General features: G+C 43.4%; 21 protein-coding genes. 3 read left to right on the top strand and 18 right to left on the bottom strand.

What is annotated here, in order from left to right; all coding sequences use genetic code 11:
• Positions 1-304 precede the first annotated feature (304 nt).
• A complete protein-coding gene (locus CVN76_RS30600) occupies positions 305-538 on the bottom strand; it encodes a hypothetical protein (RefSeq protein ID WP_100534283.1) in 234 nt (77 codons plus the stop codon).
• 132 nt (positions 539-670) lie between these two features.
• On the opposite strand from CVN76_RS30600, the gene pdaB reads away from it, so the two are divergent.
• Positions 671-1423, top strand: coding sequence for a polysaccharide deacetylase family sporulation protein PdaB (gene pdaB, locus CVN76_RS30595; RefSeq protein WP_100534282.1), 753 nt, complete (start codon positions 671-673; stop codon positions 1421-1423).
• Between the two features lie 82 nt (positions 1424-1505).
• Here the strand turns inward: pdaB and CVN76_RS30590 are convergent, their stop codons facing one another.
• A complete protein-coding gene (locus CVN76_RS30590; protein WP_061141120.1) occupies positions 1506-2189 on the bottom strand; it encodes a KinB-signaling pathway activation protein in 684 nt (227 codons plus the stop codon).
• A 137-nt stretch (positions 2190-2326) separates the two neighbouring features.
• On the opposite strand from CVN76_RS30590, the gene gerD reads away from it, so the two are divergent.
• A complete protein-coding gene (gene gerD, locus CVN76_RS30585) occupies positions 2327-2917 on the top strand; it encodes a spore germination lipoprotein GerD (RefSeq protein WP_232732521.1) in 591 nt (196 codons plus the stop codon).
• A gap of 40 nt (positions 2918-2957) precedes the next feature.
• Here the strand turns inward: gerD and CVN76_RS30580 are convergent, their stop codons facing one another.
• The 4 genes from CVN76_RS30580 to CVN76_RS30560 all read right to left on the bottom strand — a co-directional run bounded on the left by CVN76_RS30580 (position 2958) and on the right by CVN76_RS30560 (position 7901).
• Complete coding sequence (locus CVN76_RS30580; RefSeq protein ID WP_061141118.1) at positions 2958-4016, bottom strand: Mrp/NBP35 family ATP-binding protein; 1059 nt, start codon at positions 4014-4016, stop codon at positions 2958-2960.
• Positions 4017-4157: 141 nt separating this feature from the next.
• Positions 4158-4874, bottom strand: a complete 717-nt coding sequence (gene cwlD, locus CVN76_RS30575; protein ID WP_061141117.1) for an N-acetylmuramoyl-L-alanine amidase CwlD — start codon at positions 4872-4874, stop codon at positions 4158-4160.
• A gap of 64 nt (positions 4875-4938) precedes the next feature.
• Positions 4939-5364, bottom strand: coding sequence for a DUF2521 family protein (locus CVN76_RS30570; RefSeq protein ID WP_100534281.1), 426 nt, complete (start codon positions 5362-5364; stop codon positions 4939-4941).
• A 2006-nt stretch (positions 5365-7370) separates the two neighbouring features.
• Positions 7371-7901 carry an ECF transporter S component gene (locus tag CVN76_RS30560; protein ID WP_100533207.1) on the bottom strand — a complete coding sequence of 177 codons (531 nt, stop codon included), beginning with the start codon at positions 7899-7901 and terminating at the stop codon, positions 7371-7373.
• Positions 7902-8013: 112 nt separating this feature from the next.
• Between CVN76_RS30560 and CVN76_RS30555 the strand changes: the two genes are divergently transcribed.
• Positions 8014-8205, top strand: a complete 192-nt coding sequence (locus tag CVN76_RS30555; RefSeq protein WP_100533208.1) for a hypothetical protein — start codon at positions 8014-8016, stop codon at positions 8203-8205.
• A gap of 79 nt (positions 8206-8284) precedes the next feature.
• Here the strand turns inward: CVN76_RS30555 and rpsI are convergent, their stop codons facing one another.
• From rpsI to infA, 12 genes are all read right to left on the bottom strand, one after another.
• Complete coding sequence (gene rpsI, locus CVN76_RS30550) at positions 8285-8677, bottom strand: 30S ribosomal protein S9 (RefSeq protein WP_057915234.1); 393 nt, start codon at positions 8675-8677, stop codon at positions 8285-8287.
• Positions 8678-8697: 20 nt separating this feature from the next.
• Positions 8698-9135, bottom strand: coding sequence for a 50S ribosomal protein L13 (gene rplM, locus CVN76_RS30545; RefSeq protein WP_034304960.1), 438 nt, complete (start codon positions 9133-9135; stop codon positions 8698-8700).
• A 267-nt stretch (positions 9136-9402) separates the two neighbouring features.
• Positions 9403-10143 (bottom strand): tRNA pseudouridine(38-40) synthase TruA, encoded by a 741-nt coding sequence (truA, locus tag CVN76_RS30540; protein WP_100533209.1) that lies wholly within the window; start codon positions 10141-10143, stop codon positions 9403-9405.
• A 14-nt stretch (positions 10144-10157) separates the two neighbouring features.
• Positions 10158-10955: an energy-coupling factor transporter transmembrane component T family protein gene (locus CVN76_RS30535; protein WP_100533210.1), complete on the bottom strand. Its 798-nt coding sequence runs from the start codon at positions 10953-10955 to the stop codon at positions 10158-10160.
• Positions 10955-11821 carry an energy-coupling factor ABC transporter ATP-binding protein gene (locus CVN76_RS30530; protein WP_100533211.1) on the bottom strand — a complete coding sequence of 289 codons (867 nt, stop codon included), beginning with the start codon at positions 11819-11821 and terminating at the stop codon, positions 10955-10957. The genes CVN76_RS30535 and CVN76_RS30530 overlap by 1 nt, the downstream gene beginning before the upstream one ends.
• Positions 11797-12636, bottom strand: a complete 840-nt coding sequence (locus tag CVN76_RS30525; protein WP_100533212.1) for an energy-coupling factor ABC transporter ATP-binding protein — start codon at positions 12634-12636, stop codon at positions 11797-11799. Before CVN76_RS30525 ends, CVN76_RS30530 begins: the two co-directional genes overlap by 25 nt.
• 376 nt (positions 12637-13012) lie before the next feature.
• The gene (gene rplQ, locus CVN76_RS30520) at positions 13013-13375 is read right to left on the bottom strand and encodes a 50S ribosomal protein L17 (protein WP_057915229.1); all 363 of its coding nucleotides are present in this window, start codon (positions 13373-13375) and stop codon (positions 13013-13015) included.
• 82 nt (positions 13376-13457) lie between these two features.
• The gene (locus tag CVN76_RS30515) at positions 13458-14402 is read right to left on the bottom strand and encodes a DNA-directed RNA polymerase subunit alpha (protein ID WP_053349049.1); all 945 of its coding nucleotides are present in this window, start codon (positions 14400-14402) and stop codon (positions 13458-13460) included.
• Between the two features lie 177 nt (positions 14403-14579).
• Positions 14580-14969 (bottom strand): 30S ribosomal protein S11, encoded by a 390-nt coding sequence (gene rpsK / locus CVN76_RS30510; protein WP_028390438.1) that lies wholly within the window; start codon positions 14967-14969, stop codon positions 14580-14582.
• Positions 14970-14991: 22 nt separating this feature from the next.
• Positions 14992-15357 (bottom strand): 30S ribosomal protein S13, encoded by a 366-nt coding sequence (gene rpsM / locus CVN76_RS30505; protein ID WP_057915228.1) that lies wholly within the window; start codon positions 15355-15357, stop codon positions 14992-14994.
• Positions 15358-15379: 22 nt separating this feature from the next.
• Positions 15380-15493 (bottom strand): 50S ribosomal protein L36, encoded by a 114-nt coding sequence (gene rpmJ / locus CVN76_RS30500; RefSeq protein ID WP_003156543.1) that lies wholly within the window; start codon positions 15491-15493, stop codon positions 15380-15382.
• 41 nt (positions 15494-15534) lie between these two features.
• Positions 15535-15753: a translation initiation factor IF-1 gene (gene infA, locus CVN76_RS30495; RefSeq protein WP_028390440.1), complete on the bottom strand. Its 219-nt coding sequence runs from the start codon at positions 15751-15753 to the stop codon at positions 15535-15537.
• Positions 15754-15771 lie beyond the last annotated feature (18 nt).

The raw sequence follows: 15771 nt of genomic DNA, 5'->3' as shown, positions 1-15771 counted from the left end.
AGGATCAAACTCTCCGAAGAAATGTTTGACTTGCTCATTTGCTTTTTTGATAGTGTGTGCTCACTTAAAATTTAACGTTGGCGCTTTGTTTTGTTCAGTTTTCAAAGAGCAATTTTTTTCGCTTGATCTCTCTTAGCGACTTTAATATCTTAACATTTCATTTTCATGCCGTCAACAACTTTTTTTAAAAAGTTTTTTTCATCTCTTTTTAAAAATCCTTTATGTTGCAGCAACTTTTATAATATACCAGCGTCCAAATCAATAGTCAATAGGTTTTACGAATAAAATTAACTTTTACCAATCATCATTGATTAAGCTTCGATAATTTCGTTTTCTCCTTCATATAGACAAGGCATTCCTCTTCAGTGCTCACCCTTTTTAACAAACTGAAAAGGAGATTGAATTTCTCGTTCATGGCCCTTTTGATTATGTGATCAATCCTTTCATCCTGAAAATCGGTGAGGATTTCATCCATTTCCCTTTTTAACAGATATTCCAATTCCATTTTTTCTTTGTCACTAATCAATAAACCGAGCATGGCCTACACCTCCAACAGACATCTTTCCCTAAATATACGATTTTTATCAAGCCTCTCGTGATTTTTTTTGCATAACAAAAATCCGCCCGCATAAATTTGAAGACAAGAGTCTTGGACAAGGGGATGGAATTAATGAAATTTTTCATGGTGCTTCAAGCAAAGAACATCAAATTTTATTCGTTAATTTTACTTACGGCACTGTTTACCGCTTGGTTCCTATTTGTACAAAACATTCTTCACGCTCCTGTTTTTTCTACAGAGGACGGACCAAAAGCGGTTTATAAAGGAGAGAAGAACGTTGCGATCACATTCAATATTGGCTGGGGGGATGAAAAGGCGGAACCGATAATCGAAACTTTAAAGAAGGAGAAAATTAAGTCTGCCACTTTTTTTCTTTCAGGTTCTTGGGCAGAGCGTCACCCTGATATCGTAGCCCAAATCGTAAAAGATGGATATGAAATCGGTATGCTCGGTTACGACTATAAAGATTATTCCGAAATGGAGGATCGAGACATCATTCGGGATATATCTAAAGCCCAGGAAGCATTTAAAAAGCTGAATGTGAAAAATATAGAGCTTCTCCGGGCACCAACCGGTCATTTTGATAAACGGCTTTTAAAAATCAGTGAAAATTTTGGTTATACCGTAGTTCATTGGAGCATTGATTCAAAGGATTGGACCAATCCAGGTGTGGAACGAATTGTCCAGAATATCAACAAGGCCCAAAAGGGCGATATCATCTTATTGCACGCCTCCGATTCGGCAAAGCAAACGAATAAGGCACTGCCGGAACTGCTGGATGAACTTCGCGCAAAAAATTTGACCTTCGTGAACGTGTCAGAGATGATATCCAACTCATCGGCAAGCAGTGAGGAGATCCGCTAAACAGACACTCGACAAAATACAGAAAACGGCGCACCTATAGGTACGCCGTTCTTATCTGGACTTCCATATGTATGCAGAAAGGTTAACTGCCTTTCCCCAATTCGCCAGCCTTCACATTATTCCCCTTAGCTTCAGCTTGCTTCCGTGCTCTTTTACCTGCCAATTCCTGTTGGGAACGCTCGATCAATTTGCTTAAAACCAATAATTGATAAGCATTGCAGACCAACAAGGGAAACAGCATGAAGTAAAGCCAGCCTTCATCATTTGAATTTAGAACAGGCAACCACTCCAAAACCGTGAATACGACCATGAAAAACAAAGCGGGGATGAACGATTGTCCGTTCGCCTGCTTCATTTTGAAAAAAGCCGTAACCACCGCCGCAGCCAACACAACCAAGGCCAGCACGATGTAGGAGCTGATCCCTTCGCCTGCTCCGAAGTTAAGATACCGCAGATAAACTAAATCGAATACAACAAAAAGAATGAGTACAATTTGTACGGCATTCCAGAGGTAAGCGCTTTTAAAAATCCCCAGACCGAATCGATGTATCGTCAAATAGGCAAAAAAGCCAGCTTGGCTTATGACACTGAAAATTAATCCAACACCGAACAACCAAATAAAGGTTGAAAGGATGCTACTGACTTCAAAAGATGAAAAATAAGGCTTGAACTCACCCCATCGAGCCAAGAACCCTACAACTCCCCCAGTTATGCCACCGATAAGCAATGTCGTAAAAAACAATTTAACTAAATTACGGCTGTTCATTGTTTTCCCCCATATATTTCTATCTCATTTCTTTAATTGTACCAACTAAATTTGGAAAAATCCACTTATTCTACCAGGGAATAATATCGCCGTTTGGAACCATATTAACAGTAAGAAGGATGAAAGGGGACCTGCGTGTGAAAGTGGGAGTTGCTTTGCTATTTACGTCATTCTTACTCATTTGTTCCGGTTGTGCTCAAAATGGGGCAGGTCAAGATAAAATGGAGTATGAAGAGACAAAGAAAATGGTCGTGGATATCCTGAAGACTGATGATGGAAAAAAAGCCATCCAGGATATTATTTCCGATGATAAAACAAAAGCTGAACTTATTATGGATTCCGATGTCATAAAGAAATCCATTGAAGATATGATCACTTCAGATAAAGGTAAGGAATTTTGGAAAAAGACTTTTAACGATCCAGAATTTGTGGCCGCTTATGCTAAAGCTCTAGAAGATGAACATAAGAAGATATTGAAGGACTTAACGAAAGATCCGCAGTACCGTGGAATGCTCATGGAAATATTGAAGGAACCCGATTTGGAAAAAGAAATGAATAAATTATTGAAAACGAAGGAAATGCGTTCCGTATACAAAGAATTGATCATCGAAACGATGGATAGTCCACTCGTTCAAGCGAAGCTGCAGGAAAGATTGGATAAAGCAGCTACAAAAGCTGCGGAAAAGGAAACTAAAGGCGAAGAAAAAGATAAGAAGGATAAGGAATGATATAAGGCTGATTCCAATTTCGGAATCAGCCCTTATTTTTTTATTGAAGCTTTTCAATGACCTTCTTGGCAATATCCTCATAAATCCTGCCTAGCCTATGGTCTGCTGCGTAAATGGATGGGGCGAAATCCTCTTCATTCCAATCCGGCTGCTGCAGGGGAAGTTGTCCCAAAACCTCTGTTCGGAGTTCTTCAGCAAGCTTCGCGCCGCCTCCTTTACCGAATACATATTCTTTTTCTCCAGTCGTTTTACTTTCAAAGAATGACATATTCTCAATGACTCCAATGACTTCATGCTCTGTCTTGATGGCCATCGCACCGGCTCTTGCAGCAACGAAGGCTGCAGTTGGATGCGGTGTCGTCACGATGATTTCCTTACAGGAAGGCAGCATCGTATGGACGTCCAAAGCAACATCTCCCGTACCTGGCGGCAAGTCGAGCACTAAATAGTCCAACTCTCCCCATTCCACTTCATTGAAGAAACTGTTCAGCATTTTGCCAAGCATTGGGCCCCTCCAGATGATCGGTGCATTATCTTCGACAAAAAAGCCCATCGAGATGACTTGAACACCAAACCGTTCAACCGGGATGATTCTCTCCCCGCGAACGACAGGTCGTTTTGTAATTCCCATCATATCAGGTACGCTAAATCCATAAATATCAGCATCAACGAGACCGACCTTTTTCCCTAAACGAGCAAGTGAAGTAGCGAAATTCACTGAAATCGTCGACTTTCCGACTCCGCCTTTACCACTGGCAATTGCAATGAATTGCGTCTTGCTGTTTGGTCCAAGTAAGCCTTGGTCCCCTTCATCCTGCGGTATATTTTCACGGTGTTTAGCTAGCTCATCTTCTGAAAGCTCCGTGAAGCGAATTCCTACCGATTCCGCTCCATTCGTTTTCAGCAAGTCCACCACTTCCGTTTGCATTTGCATTTGTTCCGCAGTCCCGGTTTTCGCAATCGCAAGTTTAACGCTTACATGATTCTTTTCAGGTTTTATCTTGATTTCGATAATCCCATTTGTTTCTTCAAGGCTTTTATGTAGAAAAGGGTCTTTAAGATCCTTTAGTAAATTCAGTACTTTCTCTTCTGTGAACAAGTCGAGCACCCCTTTGTATTCGTTTTATTTTCCCATTTCAGTATATCATATTCCGGAAATAAAGCTTATCATCTGCCCTATTTCGAAGAACGGTGCATTCTCCCATAGTAAAAAGGCCTTGCACCCTACAAGACCCCAACCTCATTCTTCATCCGCTAGCTTTTCCTCTGTAAAATAACGTAAAATCCCCATATAAATCGAGCTGGCAATCTTTTCTTGATATTTATCACTAATTAGGCGTCCCCTTTCCTCATCATTGGAAAGAAAGCCTATTTCCACGAGCGCTCCCGGCTTCTTCGCATAATTCATTAAATAAACATGATTGATCGTTTTTGCATCACGCTTTGTATTTTCAAGATTTCTTATGATTTCGGTCTGAATGAATTTAGCCACTTGTTCATTTTCCTCATATCGCTTTGTATAAAAGGTTTGGGCACCCTTCGATGACGCTGATGGAAAAGAATTCAAATGGATGCTTAAAAATAAGTCCGCTTCCGAATCATTGATCATTTCAACTCTGTTCCGCAGGTCCTCCTGTTTTCGCTGCCGGATTCCCTTCGTATTTCTTTGAGCCAGATCCTCGTCCTTCTCACGGGTCATGATGACAAGGGCTCCCTGCTCCTGCAAATAGTCGCGGACTTTTAATGAAACGGAAAGGGCAATTTCCTTTTCCATTACCTCTTGTACATTCGCTCCGCCATCCATTCCTCCATGACCGGCATCAAGGACGATTACCTTACCTGCCAAGGGAAGGTTCCAGGAGTCCCATGAATCATCTTCAACAAATTTAAACGTTACAATTAAAAAAAGGACAAACAAACCCATGGCGATACCCGTATATTTCAGCTTTCTACGCATGACCGTTCCCCTTCCATGATCCCTATAATTAAAAGGTATGGGACAAACCATGGAATTAGAACAATTAGTGCAATTTCATTTTATATCGTTTTTCACCAGTCTTGAAGCCATCCAGCCACCACTCGCCGACAAACCCCTCACAGCAATAAAATAATCCCTCATCGAAGGCGTTAATCGCTGTAACCTCCCGCCAATACAAAATAAAGTTGAACAGGGTATCGATCAAGAACTTTTCTTCCTTAAAGCATCTTGCCCTTACATCATCCTCCGACTCACCGTAATACCCAAACTTGCTGTAATTCGCCCCTAATAAAAAGGCTTCGATGGCAACATCAAAGTAGCCTTCCTCCAAAACTTCCATAAAATCCTGGCCGAAGTAGCGCTGAATCCGCCCCTTCATGTCTTCGATTGAAAGCTCCCTTAGTAACCTGCGCTCGAACTTCAATTGCCTTTCCCTTTGCATCTCCTGTAAACCCAATATTACAGCCATATTTCACCTCCGGGGCTTATCCCCCTATCCCAAATTATTTCCCAAGACATAATTTAGTTTTTGCGTTCTTAATCGAACCATTCATTGATTCCATTGGCAAAAATTAATGAGGATATTTTACTAACGCAGAGAATCGACATTCATGAGAGCTTATTGGCAAATGACTTAATTGCATCCTGTCCATAAGTTGCTCCCTACCGCCTTTTTGCGGGGCTAAAGATAACTGGTCAGTTTCTTTCGTAAGGAAGCTTCATTCGGACAGTGAGCTGCCCAGGGCGCCAAGGACCACCTCGAGAAGCAAACCAATCAGCTTGCACCGGCATCCATCCCTATCTAATAAAGTGATGGAAACGGAATGCCCCCCACTCCCATTTAAGCTTCTCTCCCGGACCGCCCCTTGAAAAACGATCAAAGTCAAACAATCTCAAACTGTGGGCAATTGGAGCTGTATTTTAATTCTTACGATAAGATCGAGACTTCCGCTTATATATAAGTTCAGAAGACCCCAGATGCATGAGTTGGCCGGATTACTCTCGGGTTGGCCGGATTACTCTTTGAGTTGGACGGATTATCCTTTGATTTGGCCGGATTACTCCCGGGTTGGCCGAATTACTCTTTGGGTGGCCGGATTACTTCTCAGGTTGGTCGGATTATCCTCGGGTTGGACGGATTATCCCCGGGTTAGTCGGATTACTCTTTGAGTTGGACGGATTACTCTTTCGGTTGGACGGATTATCCCCGGGTTGGACGGATTACTCTCGGGTTGGTCGAATTATCCCGCGGGTTGGACGGATTACTCCCGGGTTGGTCGAATTACTCTTTGAGTTGGTCGGATTATTCCCGGGTCGATTTACTCTTTGAGTTGGACGGATTATCCTCGGGTTGGTCGAATTATCCCTCGGGTTGGACGGATTACTTCTCAGGTTGGTCGGATTATCCTTTGATTTGGTCGAATTACTCCCGGGGTTGGTCGAATTACTCTTTGAGTTGGCCGGATTATCCTCGGGTTGGACGGATTAACCCCGGGTTGGTCGATTACTCTTTGAGTTGGTCGAATTATCCCTTTGGTTGGCCGGATTACTCCCGGGTTGGCCGGATTACTCTTTCGGTTGTTCGAATTACTCCCCGGGTTGGTCGAATTACTCTTTGAGTTGGACGGATTATCCTCGGGGTGGTCGAATTATCCCTCGGGTTGGACGGATTACTCTTTCGGTTGGGCGGATTATCCCAGGGTCAGCCGGATTATCCCTCGGGTTGGACGGATTACTCTTTCGGTTGGGCGGATTATCCCCGGGTCGGACGGATTACTCTCCGGGTTGGACGGATTATCCCTTGGGTTGGTCGAATTACTCTTTGAGTTGGTCGGATTACTCTTTGAGTTGGTCGAATTACTCCCGGGTCGGACGGATTATCCCCGGGTCGGCCGAATTATCCCGCGGGTGGGTCGAATTACTCCCGGGTCGGACGGATTACTCTCCGGGTTGGACGGATTATTCCTTGGGTTGGTCGAATTACTCTTTGAGTTGGTCGGATTACTCTTTGAGTTGGTCGAATTACTCCCGGGTCGGACGGATTATCCCCGGGTCGGCCGAATTATCCCGCGGGTGGGTCGAATTACTCCCGGGTCGGACGGATTATCCTCGGGGTGGTCGGATTATCCCTCGGGTTGGACGGATTATCCCGCGGGTTGGTCGGATTATCCCCGGGTCGGACGGATTATCCTTTGGGTTGGCCTAATTACTCCCGGGTTGGTTAGAAAACCGCTATACTCACGAGGAGGAACTCATGCTCCGTCGCAAGGCTCGAAGGACGGACCACCTCAGGATAAGCGGGTTCCAAGTCCATATCCTCCTAAACTGCGGGCAATTATAATCAGATTTACCTATAGAAAAAAGCGCAGTCAAGATGACTGCGCTTCTTATCATGATCTGTTATATCAAAGCCGGCTCAGGCAGCTTCCCGAGCTTGTCCTTTGTTCCATTCATTTTAAAAAGGTGTTTCCGCTCTTATAACTGTCTGGCTCTCTGCTTTATGCGTCCTGCAAGCGGCACGACGATGATACCGGCCAGGACGACCTGCATAACGTTACCTGGGATGGAGCCAAAAGGCTGAATCCAGTTGCCGTAAAGGATGACTTCGACGAAGTAGTAGCCGACGATTTTAATTATGAGTGCAACGGCAACGGCCAAAGTGTATACGACCACTCTTTTGCCGGGTACTTTTTCGGCTATGAAGCCGGCTAGAAATCCCATTGTACCGACAATGATGAAAGTGAATGGCGCCCACGCTGCCCAGCCGGAGAAAAGATCGAAGAGGGCCATCCCGAAGGCTCCTGCTATCGCCCCGGTTTTTTTGCCGTAAACGAGTGCCGCTATAAATAGCGGAACGTTACCAAGGTGGATGAGGCCGCCGTTACCCATTATCGGGAGCTTTATATTGATGAACATTGTAGCTACAAGCGTCAATGCGATGAAAAGCGCGTTGATGACCAAGGTCCTTGTTTTAGTCGTTTCTACCGATGAGTATGTTGAATTCATATGAAGTCCTCTTTCTGTTTTTTAAGTATTATCATACTCCTAAACAGAAAGTTAATAAATATGGATTATACAAATAATTCAGTTTTACACAAATAAACTCAGGTGTAAACATATGGATTATGACGACCGGCACCATCTGAACAGCGACAGCACAAGCAAATTTGATATCACAAGTGGCACTTTTTCAAGTGTTGGTTTTGGGATGTATATTATTTTGGATTTCGTAGCGCAGGAAGCAAGTGTCGATTTCCCTTTTGTTTTCGCGAAAATTAAATCCATTCCAGCAAGAGTATATACTTTTTAATATTTCTGCACCGCATATTTTCGGACAAAAAAAAGACCCCCAACCAAAATGGTTGAGAGTCTTTGAAACGGTAATGGAATTAACGTTTTGAGAACTGAGGTGCACGACGTGCGCCTTTAAGACCGTATTTTTTACGCTCTTTCATACGTGGGTCACGAGTTAGTAATCCAGCAGTTTTAAGAGACGGACGGTATTCTGGATCAACTTGAAGCAATGCACGAGCGATACCGTGACGGATTGCTCCAGCTTGACCAGTGTATCCTCCACCGCTAACATTTACTAGAATGTCGTAATTTCCAGTAGTTTCAGTTGCAACTAGTGGTTGGTTAACAACTTCACGCAATGCTGCGAAAGGAATATATTCATTAATGTCACGACCGTTAATAACGATGCGACCTTCGCCTGGTACTAAACGTACACGAGCTACTGAGCTCTTACGGCGACCAGTACCATAATATTGAACTTGTGCCAAGATAGTAACCTCCTTAGTAATTATCCGCGTAATTCGTATACTTCTGGTTGTTGAGCAGCGTGTGGGTGCTCAGCTCCAGCGTATACGTGTAATTTTTTGTAGATTTGACGTCCAAGAGAATTCTTTGGAAGCATACCTTTGATAGCAAGTTCAAGCATTCTCTCAGGGTAGTTTGTACGCATTTCAAGAGCAGTTCTAGTTTTAAGACCGCCTGGATGCATAGTGTGACGGTAATAAATTTTGTCAGTCAATTTTTTACCAGTCAGGTGGATTTTTTCAACATTGATTAAAATTACATGATCACCAGTGTCAATGTTCGGTGTAAAAGTTGGTTTATGTTTACCACGTAAGATGGATGCTACTTCAGTAGAAAGGCGACCCAAAGTTTTGCCTTCAGCGTCAATCACATACCATTTACGTTCTACTTCATTAGCTTTCGCCATAAATGTCGTACGCATGGTTAACCTCCTAAAAAACTTTTTAATTTTTTATATTTATTTTCAATCACAATAAACTTCCGGGGCTTATCGTGGGATTAAAATACATACCATATTATATTAACTTCTCCCAGATTCATTGTCAAGGGGATGTTACACTAGGATAAGTTGTCTATAAAACATTCGCTGCAACTCGATGAAAAGGACAATAAGGCGCAAAGCCGCTGCCATTACTGAGTTTCTCGGATTCGCCAGTTGTAAACAAACTGGAATTACATCAAAAATATTTTATTTGTAAAAAACTTTCCATAAATACAAACCTTGGGCTGGAGCCGTTTTCCCTGCAAAGCTGCGGTCTTTTTGGTTCAATATCCCGATTATATCCTGAGGGTCAATCTTGCCGCTGCCGACATCCAGGAGCGTCCCAACCAAAATACGCACCATATTATACAAAAAGCCTTCCCCGACGAAGCTAAAAACCAAGTAGCACCCGTTCTCTTCAAAATCGATTTCATCTATGGTCCGGACTTTATCGACCACTTCCGTCTTTGCCGAACAAAAACTCGTGAAGTCATGTGTCCCGATTAGATGGGAAGCTGCTTCCTTCATCTTCAGCTCATCCAAGGAATAAGGAAAATGATAGGCGTAGTTCCGCTTAAACGGATCCCGCAGTTTGGAGCGGTCTATGATGTAACGGTATTCTTTCCCCGTCGTATGGAACCTCGCATGAAAATCGTCTGGAACGATATCGACTTTGAGCACGACAATGTCGTTCGGGAGCAGGGCGCTGAACGCCTTTACCCAATTTTCAGTAGGGAACGTAAGGGGTGAATCAAAATGAATGACCTGCCCCTTTGCATGGACCCCTGAATCGGTCCTGCCCGAAGCAGTCACTTTTATCATTGTACCTTTGTGCATTTGCGCTAAGACGGCCTCGAATTCACTTTGAATCGTGCGCTTCTCAGGCTGTACCTGATAGCCGGCGAATTCCGTGCCGTCATACGCAAGCACGCATTTATATTTTGGCATTGTTCTCTTCCTTATTATGAACGTAATAAAACCAACATGACCGTAAGAAGTCCTAGCGAGACCATCAAAAGGCTATCACTTGTCTTCCAATACAATTGGCGGTATTTCGTGCGCCCTTCCCCGCCGCGGTATCCTCTGGATTCCATGGCGGTTGCCAATTCCTCAGCCCTCTTGAACGAACTCACAAATAAAGGAACAAGCAGCGGTACGATCGATTTAACCCTTTCCTTGATTGGACCTGAAGAAAAATCGACCCCCCTTGCCGTTTGGGCCTTCATGATTTTTTCCGTCTCCTCCATCAGCGTTGGGATGAAGCGAAGGGCAATGGACATCATCAATGCCAGCTCATGAACCGGCATTTTCCATTTTTTCAAAGGCCCCAACAGCTCCTCCATCCCATCGGTGATTGATATCGGGGTTGTCGTCAACGTTAATAATGACGTAACAAGGATCAGTAAAGTAAATCTTATCGAAATGAACAAACCTTGAATCAGACCGCCTTCATAGATTTCAAACCATCCGTATTCAAACAGCAATTCTCCTTCTTTCGTAAACAGGATATGAAGCAGGAATGTGAATACGATCAAGAAGAAGATGGGCTTCAACCCATTATACAGATAGCGGAGCGGGATCTTCGAAATACTGATCAACAGGACGGTGAATACTGCAAGCAGGCCATAGGACAAGAAATTATTCGCCAAAAACACGACACAGACAAACAGGAAGACGAGAAGCAATTTAGCCCGGGGATCCATCTTGTGCAACAGGGAATTGGCAGGGACATAACGCCCGATGATCATTTTATCAAGCATCAGCGGTTCCCCCGTTTCATCGCTTTATCTATTTCAATCGCCAAATCGCCAATATTAAGACAAGGATGATCAAATCGGACTCCGAGTTCTTTCTGAAGCTTCAGCTGAAAACGGACGGTATCCGGCACATCAAGGCCAAGGTCGAGCAGTTGCTCCGGATCGGAGAAGATCTCCTGTGGAGTGCCCTTTTTGAATACTGTGCCTTGGTGCATGATGATGATGTCATCGGCATACTTGGCGGCATCCTCCATGCTATGTGTGACGAGAATGGTCGAGATGCCCTCACGCTTATGAAGCTCATAAAACATGTCCATGATTTCTTTGCGTCCTCGCGGGTCTAACCCCGCCGTTGGTTCATCCAGCACCAATACCTCTGGCTCCATTGCAAGTACACCCGCTATGGCCACACGGCGCATCTGGCCACCAGATAAGTCAAAGGGTGACTTATCAAGGATTTCCTCACTCAAACCAACCTGCCCAATGGCCTTCCTTGCCATTTGTTTCGCGTCGTTTTCGGAGACGCCGAAATTCATGGGCCCGAAGCATATATCCTTTTCCACCGTTTCATCGAAAAGCTGATGTTCCGGGAACTGAAAAACGATTCCAACCTTTTGTCTGATCGGCCGCAATGCCTTTTCTTTCTTTCCGGCCTCGATCGTGCGGTCCCCGATTATAACCCGCCCCTTCGTCGGTTTTAAAAGGGCGTTCAAATGCTGAAGGAGCGTCGATTTACCGGAGCCTGTATGCCCGATGATTGCGGTATAGGTACCCTGCTCCATAGAAATATTGACATCATGTAGGGCCAGATGTTCAAAAGGAGTATTCACCTGATAGCGATATTCTACATCATCGAGTGTAATTCGCATAAATCCTTCACCAACTCTTCCTCTGTCAAATGCCCATCAACCACACGGACACCATTCTTTTGTAACTCTTTCGTCAGCTTTACTGAAAAGGGAATATCGAGGCCAAGGGCAATCAATTCTTCCTCTAATTCAAAAATATCCTGAGGTGTTCCTTCACGATACAACCGACCTTGGTTCATGACGATCATTCGATCAGCTTTGGCAGCTTCCTCAAGATCATGGGTGATTGATATGACGGTAATTTCATTTTCCTGCTTTAATTCCCTGACTGTTTCAAGCACTTCTTCACGGCCTCTTGGGTCAAGCATGGAGGTTGCTTCATCTAAGATGATGATATCTGGCTGCAGGGCTATTACACCTGCTATGGCCACTCTTTGCTTTTGACCGCCGGATAGATGGTGCGGCTCTTGATTAAGAAAGGCATTCATTTTAACCTTATTCAACGCACCATGAACACGCTCCACCATAACCTGCTGAGAAACACCGGCGTTTTCTAAACCAAAAGCCACATCATCCTGAACTGTCGTGCCTACAAATTGATTATCTGGATTTTGAAAAACCATGCCGATCTTACGGCGTACATCCCATACCGATTCTTCAGTCAATAGTTGATCATTGATTGTAATCGTACCAGAGTTAGCAAACTGAAGACCATTCAGTAGTTTCGCTAATGTCGACTTGCCGGAACCATTATGTCCGACAATCGCAAGCCACTCCCCCTGATGAATGTCAAATGAAACATCATCCAAGGCATTTCGAGACTGACCCTCATATTTAAAAATGATATTACTTAAAGAAACCAGCTTCTTCCTCATGTGGCCCTCCTCATCCTCGACTGCACTCATCTAAACTAAACTCTGCAAATTCAACGATAACAAGCGTTGACAAACGCAGTCAATTCTTCTGAAAATATAAAAAAACGCTGCACCCCTTCCACCGAAAGAATTTTCGGTAAATTAAGAGCAGCTTATTGCGGGCCTGTTACGAAAAACAGGGTATCTTATAATCGCTTATCATAAGCGGGAAGGGATGCTTGAGCTAGACGAGAAGGCTCCCTTCATAAAAGGTTCCGCCAGCCATCGTAACACTCAATGCGAATTTCTAAAAAACAGAATTTCTATTATAAATAAAGAAAAAGGGCATAGAACAAGTGAGTATATTCATTTGTCCCGCCCTTTTTCATCGTTGTTATTAAACTAATTCAATAACCACGACTGGTGCACCGTCACCGCGGCGTGGACCAACTTTCATGATACGAGTGTATCCACCTTGACGTTCTTCATAACGTGGAGCAACGTCACTGAATAATTTTTGAAGGGCATCTGTGCCTTTCTCAGCGTCAGCGATTTCGTTACGGATGAATGCTGCAGCTTGACGGCGTGCATGCAAGTCACCACGTTTACCAAGAGTGATCATTTTATCTACTACAGAACGTAATTCCTTTGCACGTGCTTCAGTAGTTTCAATGCGCTCATGGATAATAAGATCCGTAGCTAAATCACGAAGTAATGCTTTACGTTGTGCGCTAGTGCGTCCTAACTTTCTGTAACCCATTAGAGATTCCCTCCTTTGTTGAAGTTCTATATTGTGTGTCTAAAACAAGGCTCACAACATAATGGATGATTCCGCCATGTTATCAGTCGTCTTTACGAAGACCTAAGCCTAATTCCTCTAGCTTCGCTTTCACTTCTTCAAGTGATTTGCGTCCTAGATTACGTACTTTCATCATATCTTCTTCCGTTTTATGAGCTAGCTCTTGAACGGTATTGATTCCAGCACGCTTCAAGCAGTTGTAAGAACGAACAGAAAGGTCTAATTCTTCGATCGTCATCTCAAGAACTTTTTCTTTTTGATCTTCTTCTTTTTCAACCATGATTTCAGCATTTTGAGCTTCATCGGTCAAACCGACAAAAATATTCAAATGCTCTGTTAAAATCTTAGCTCCAAGTGCTACCGCTTCTTGCGGACCAGTACTGCCATCAGTCCAAACATCGAACGTTAACTTGTCAAAGTTAGACAACTGTCCTACACGTGTATTTTCAACTTGGAAAGATACGCGTGAAACCGGAGTGTAAAGAGCATCGATTGGAATGACACCAATTGGCTGATCTTCCCTCTTGTTTTGAACAGCAGGAGTGTAGCCGCGGCCGCGACGTGCAGATAAACGCATACGCATATGACCGTTTTTACCAATTGTAGCAATATATAAATCCGGATTAAGAATTTCTACATCACTATCATGAGTGATATCAGCAGCCGTGATGACCCCGTCACCTTGAACGTCAATTTCCAGCGTCTTCTCTTCATCAGAGTAAATCTTAAGAGCTAGTTTCTTCACATTAAGAATGATAGATGTTACATCTTCCACGACGCCTTCAATTGTTGAGAACTCATGTAGCACTCCATCAATTTGTATAGCTGTGACAGCAGCACCTGGGAGTGAGGATAAAAGAATACGACGTAAGGAGTTACCCAATGTAGTACCATACCCACGCTCTAGTGGCTCTACGACGAATTTACCGAATTTGGTATCGTCGTTGATTTCAACCGTTTCGATTTTTGGTTTTTCTATTTCGATCATCAATAAACCCTCCTTCAAAACGTCAAAACCCCGGCAAGTAAACTAAGTCACTTAAGCCGAAATTCCCCATGTATACGTTCCCGCTGTGCGCAACAACTGAAAATTAATCCTCTGTAAGAACGCAAACTCAGTATTATATCCCATTATTGACAGGAATACAAAATCTATACAGAAAAATTAAACACGGCGACGTTTTGGTGGACGGCATCCGTTATGTGGAACTGGAGTTACATCTTTAATTGCAGTTACTTCTAGGCCAGCAGCTTGAAGCGCACGAATAGCAGCCTCACGTCCAGCACCAGGTCCTTTAACTGTAACTTCAAGAGTTTTCATACCATGTTCAATTGATGTTTTAGCAGCTGTTTCAGCAGCCATCTGTGCAGCGAATGGAGTGGATTTACGAGATCCACGGAATCCTAGAGCTCCAGCACTTGACCATGAAATAGCATTACCATGAGAGTCAGTGATCGTAACGATAGTGTTATTGAAAGTTGAACGAATATGTGCAATACCAGTTTCTATATTCTTTTTCACACGACGTTTACGTGTATTAGTTTTACGTGCCATGAAAAGTAACCTCCTTTACTAATTATTTTTTCTTGTTAGCTACTGTACGACGAGGTCCTTTACGCGTACGAGCATTGTTTTTTGTGTTTTGACCGCGAACAGGAAGACCACGACGGTGACGTAAACCACGGTAAGAACCGATTTCCATTAAACGTTTGATGTTTAGGGAGATTTCACGACGAAGGTCGCCTTCTACTTTAAGCTTGTCAATGATATCACGAATTTTGTTCAATTCGTCTTCCGTTAAGTCACGAACGCGAGTTTCTTCAGAAACGCCTGCTTCTGCAAGAACTTTCATCGCTGTTTGTTTTCCAATACCATATATATATGTTAATGAGATAACAATACGTTTGTCACGGGGAATATCTACTCCAGCAATACGTGCCATGCTTGAGTGCACCTCCTTCTATTTAGCCTTGTTTTTGTTTATGTTTAGGGTTTTCGCAAATAACCATAACTTTACCTTTTCTGCGGATAACTTTACACTTTTCGCAGATTGGTTTGACTGATGGTCTGACTTTCATTGCTATCTAACCTCCTTATACAGATCGGAGCGTAACCGGGATCATTTGAACCGGTATGTGATTCTGCCGCGAGTTAGATCATACGGGGAAAGCTCAACCGTAACTTTATCTCCAGGCAAAATGCGAATAAAGTGCATACGAATTTTACCGGATACATGAGCTAAAACAGTATGACCATTTTCTAATTCTACCTTAAACATTGCATTTGGCAAAGTCTCTTGTACTGTGCCTTCTACTTCAATTACATCATCTTTCGCCATTAAAGTGATTCTCCCTTC

Source organism: Bacillus sp. mrc49, assembly GCF_002803435.1.
Note: the sequence above shows the minus strand (reverse complement) of the source record. Positions and strands in the feature narration are given on the sequence as shown.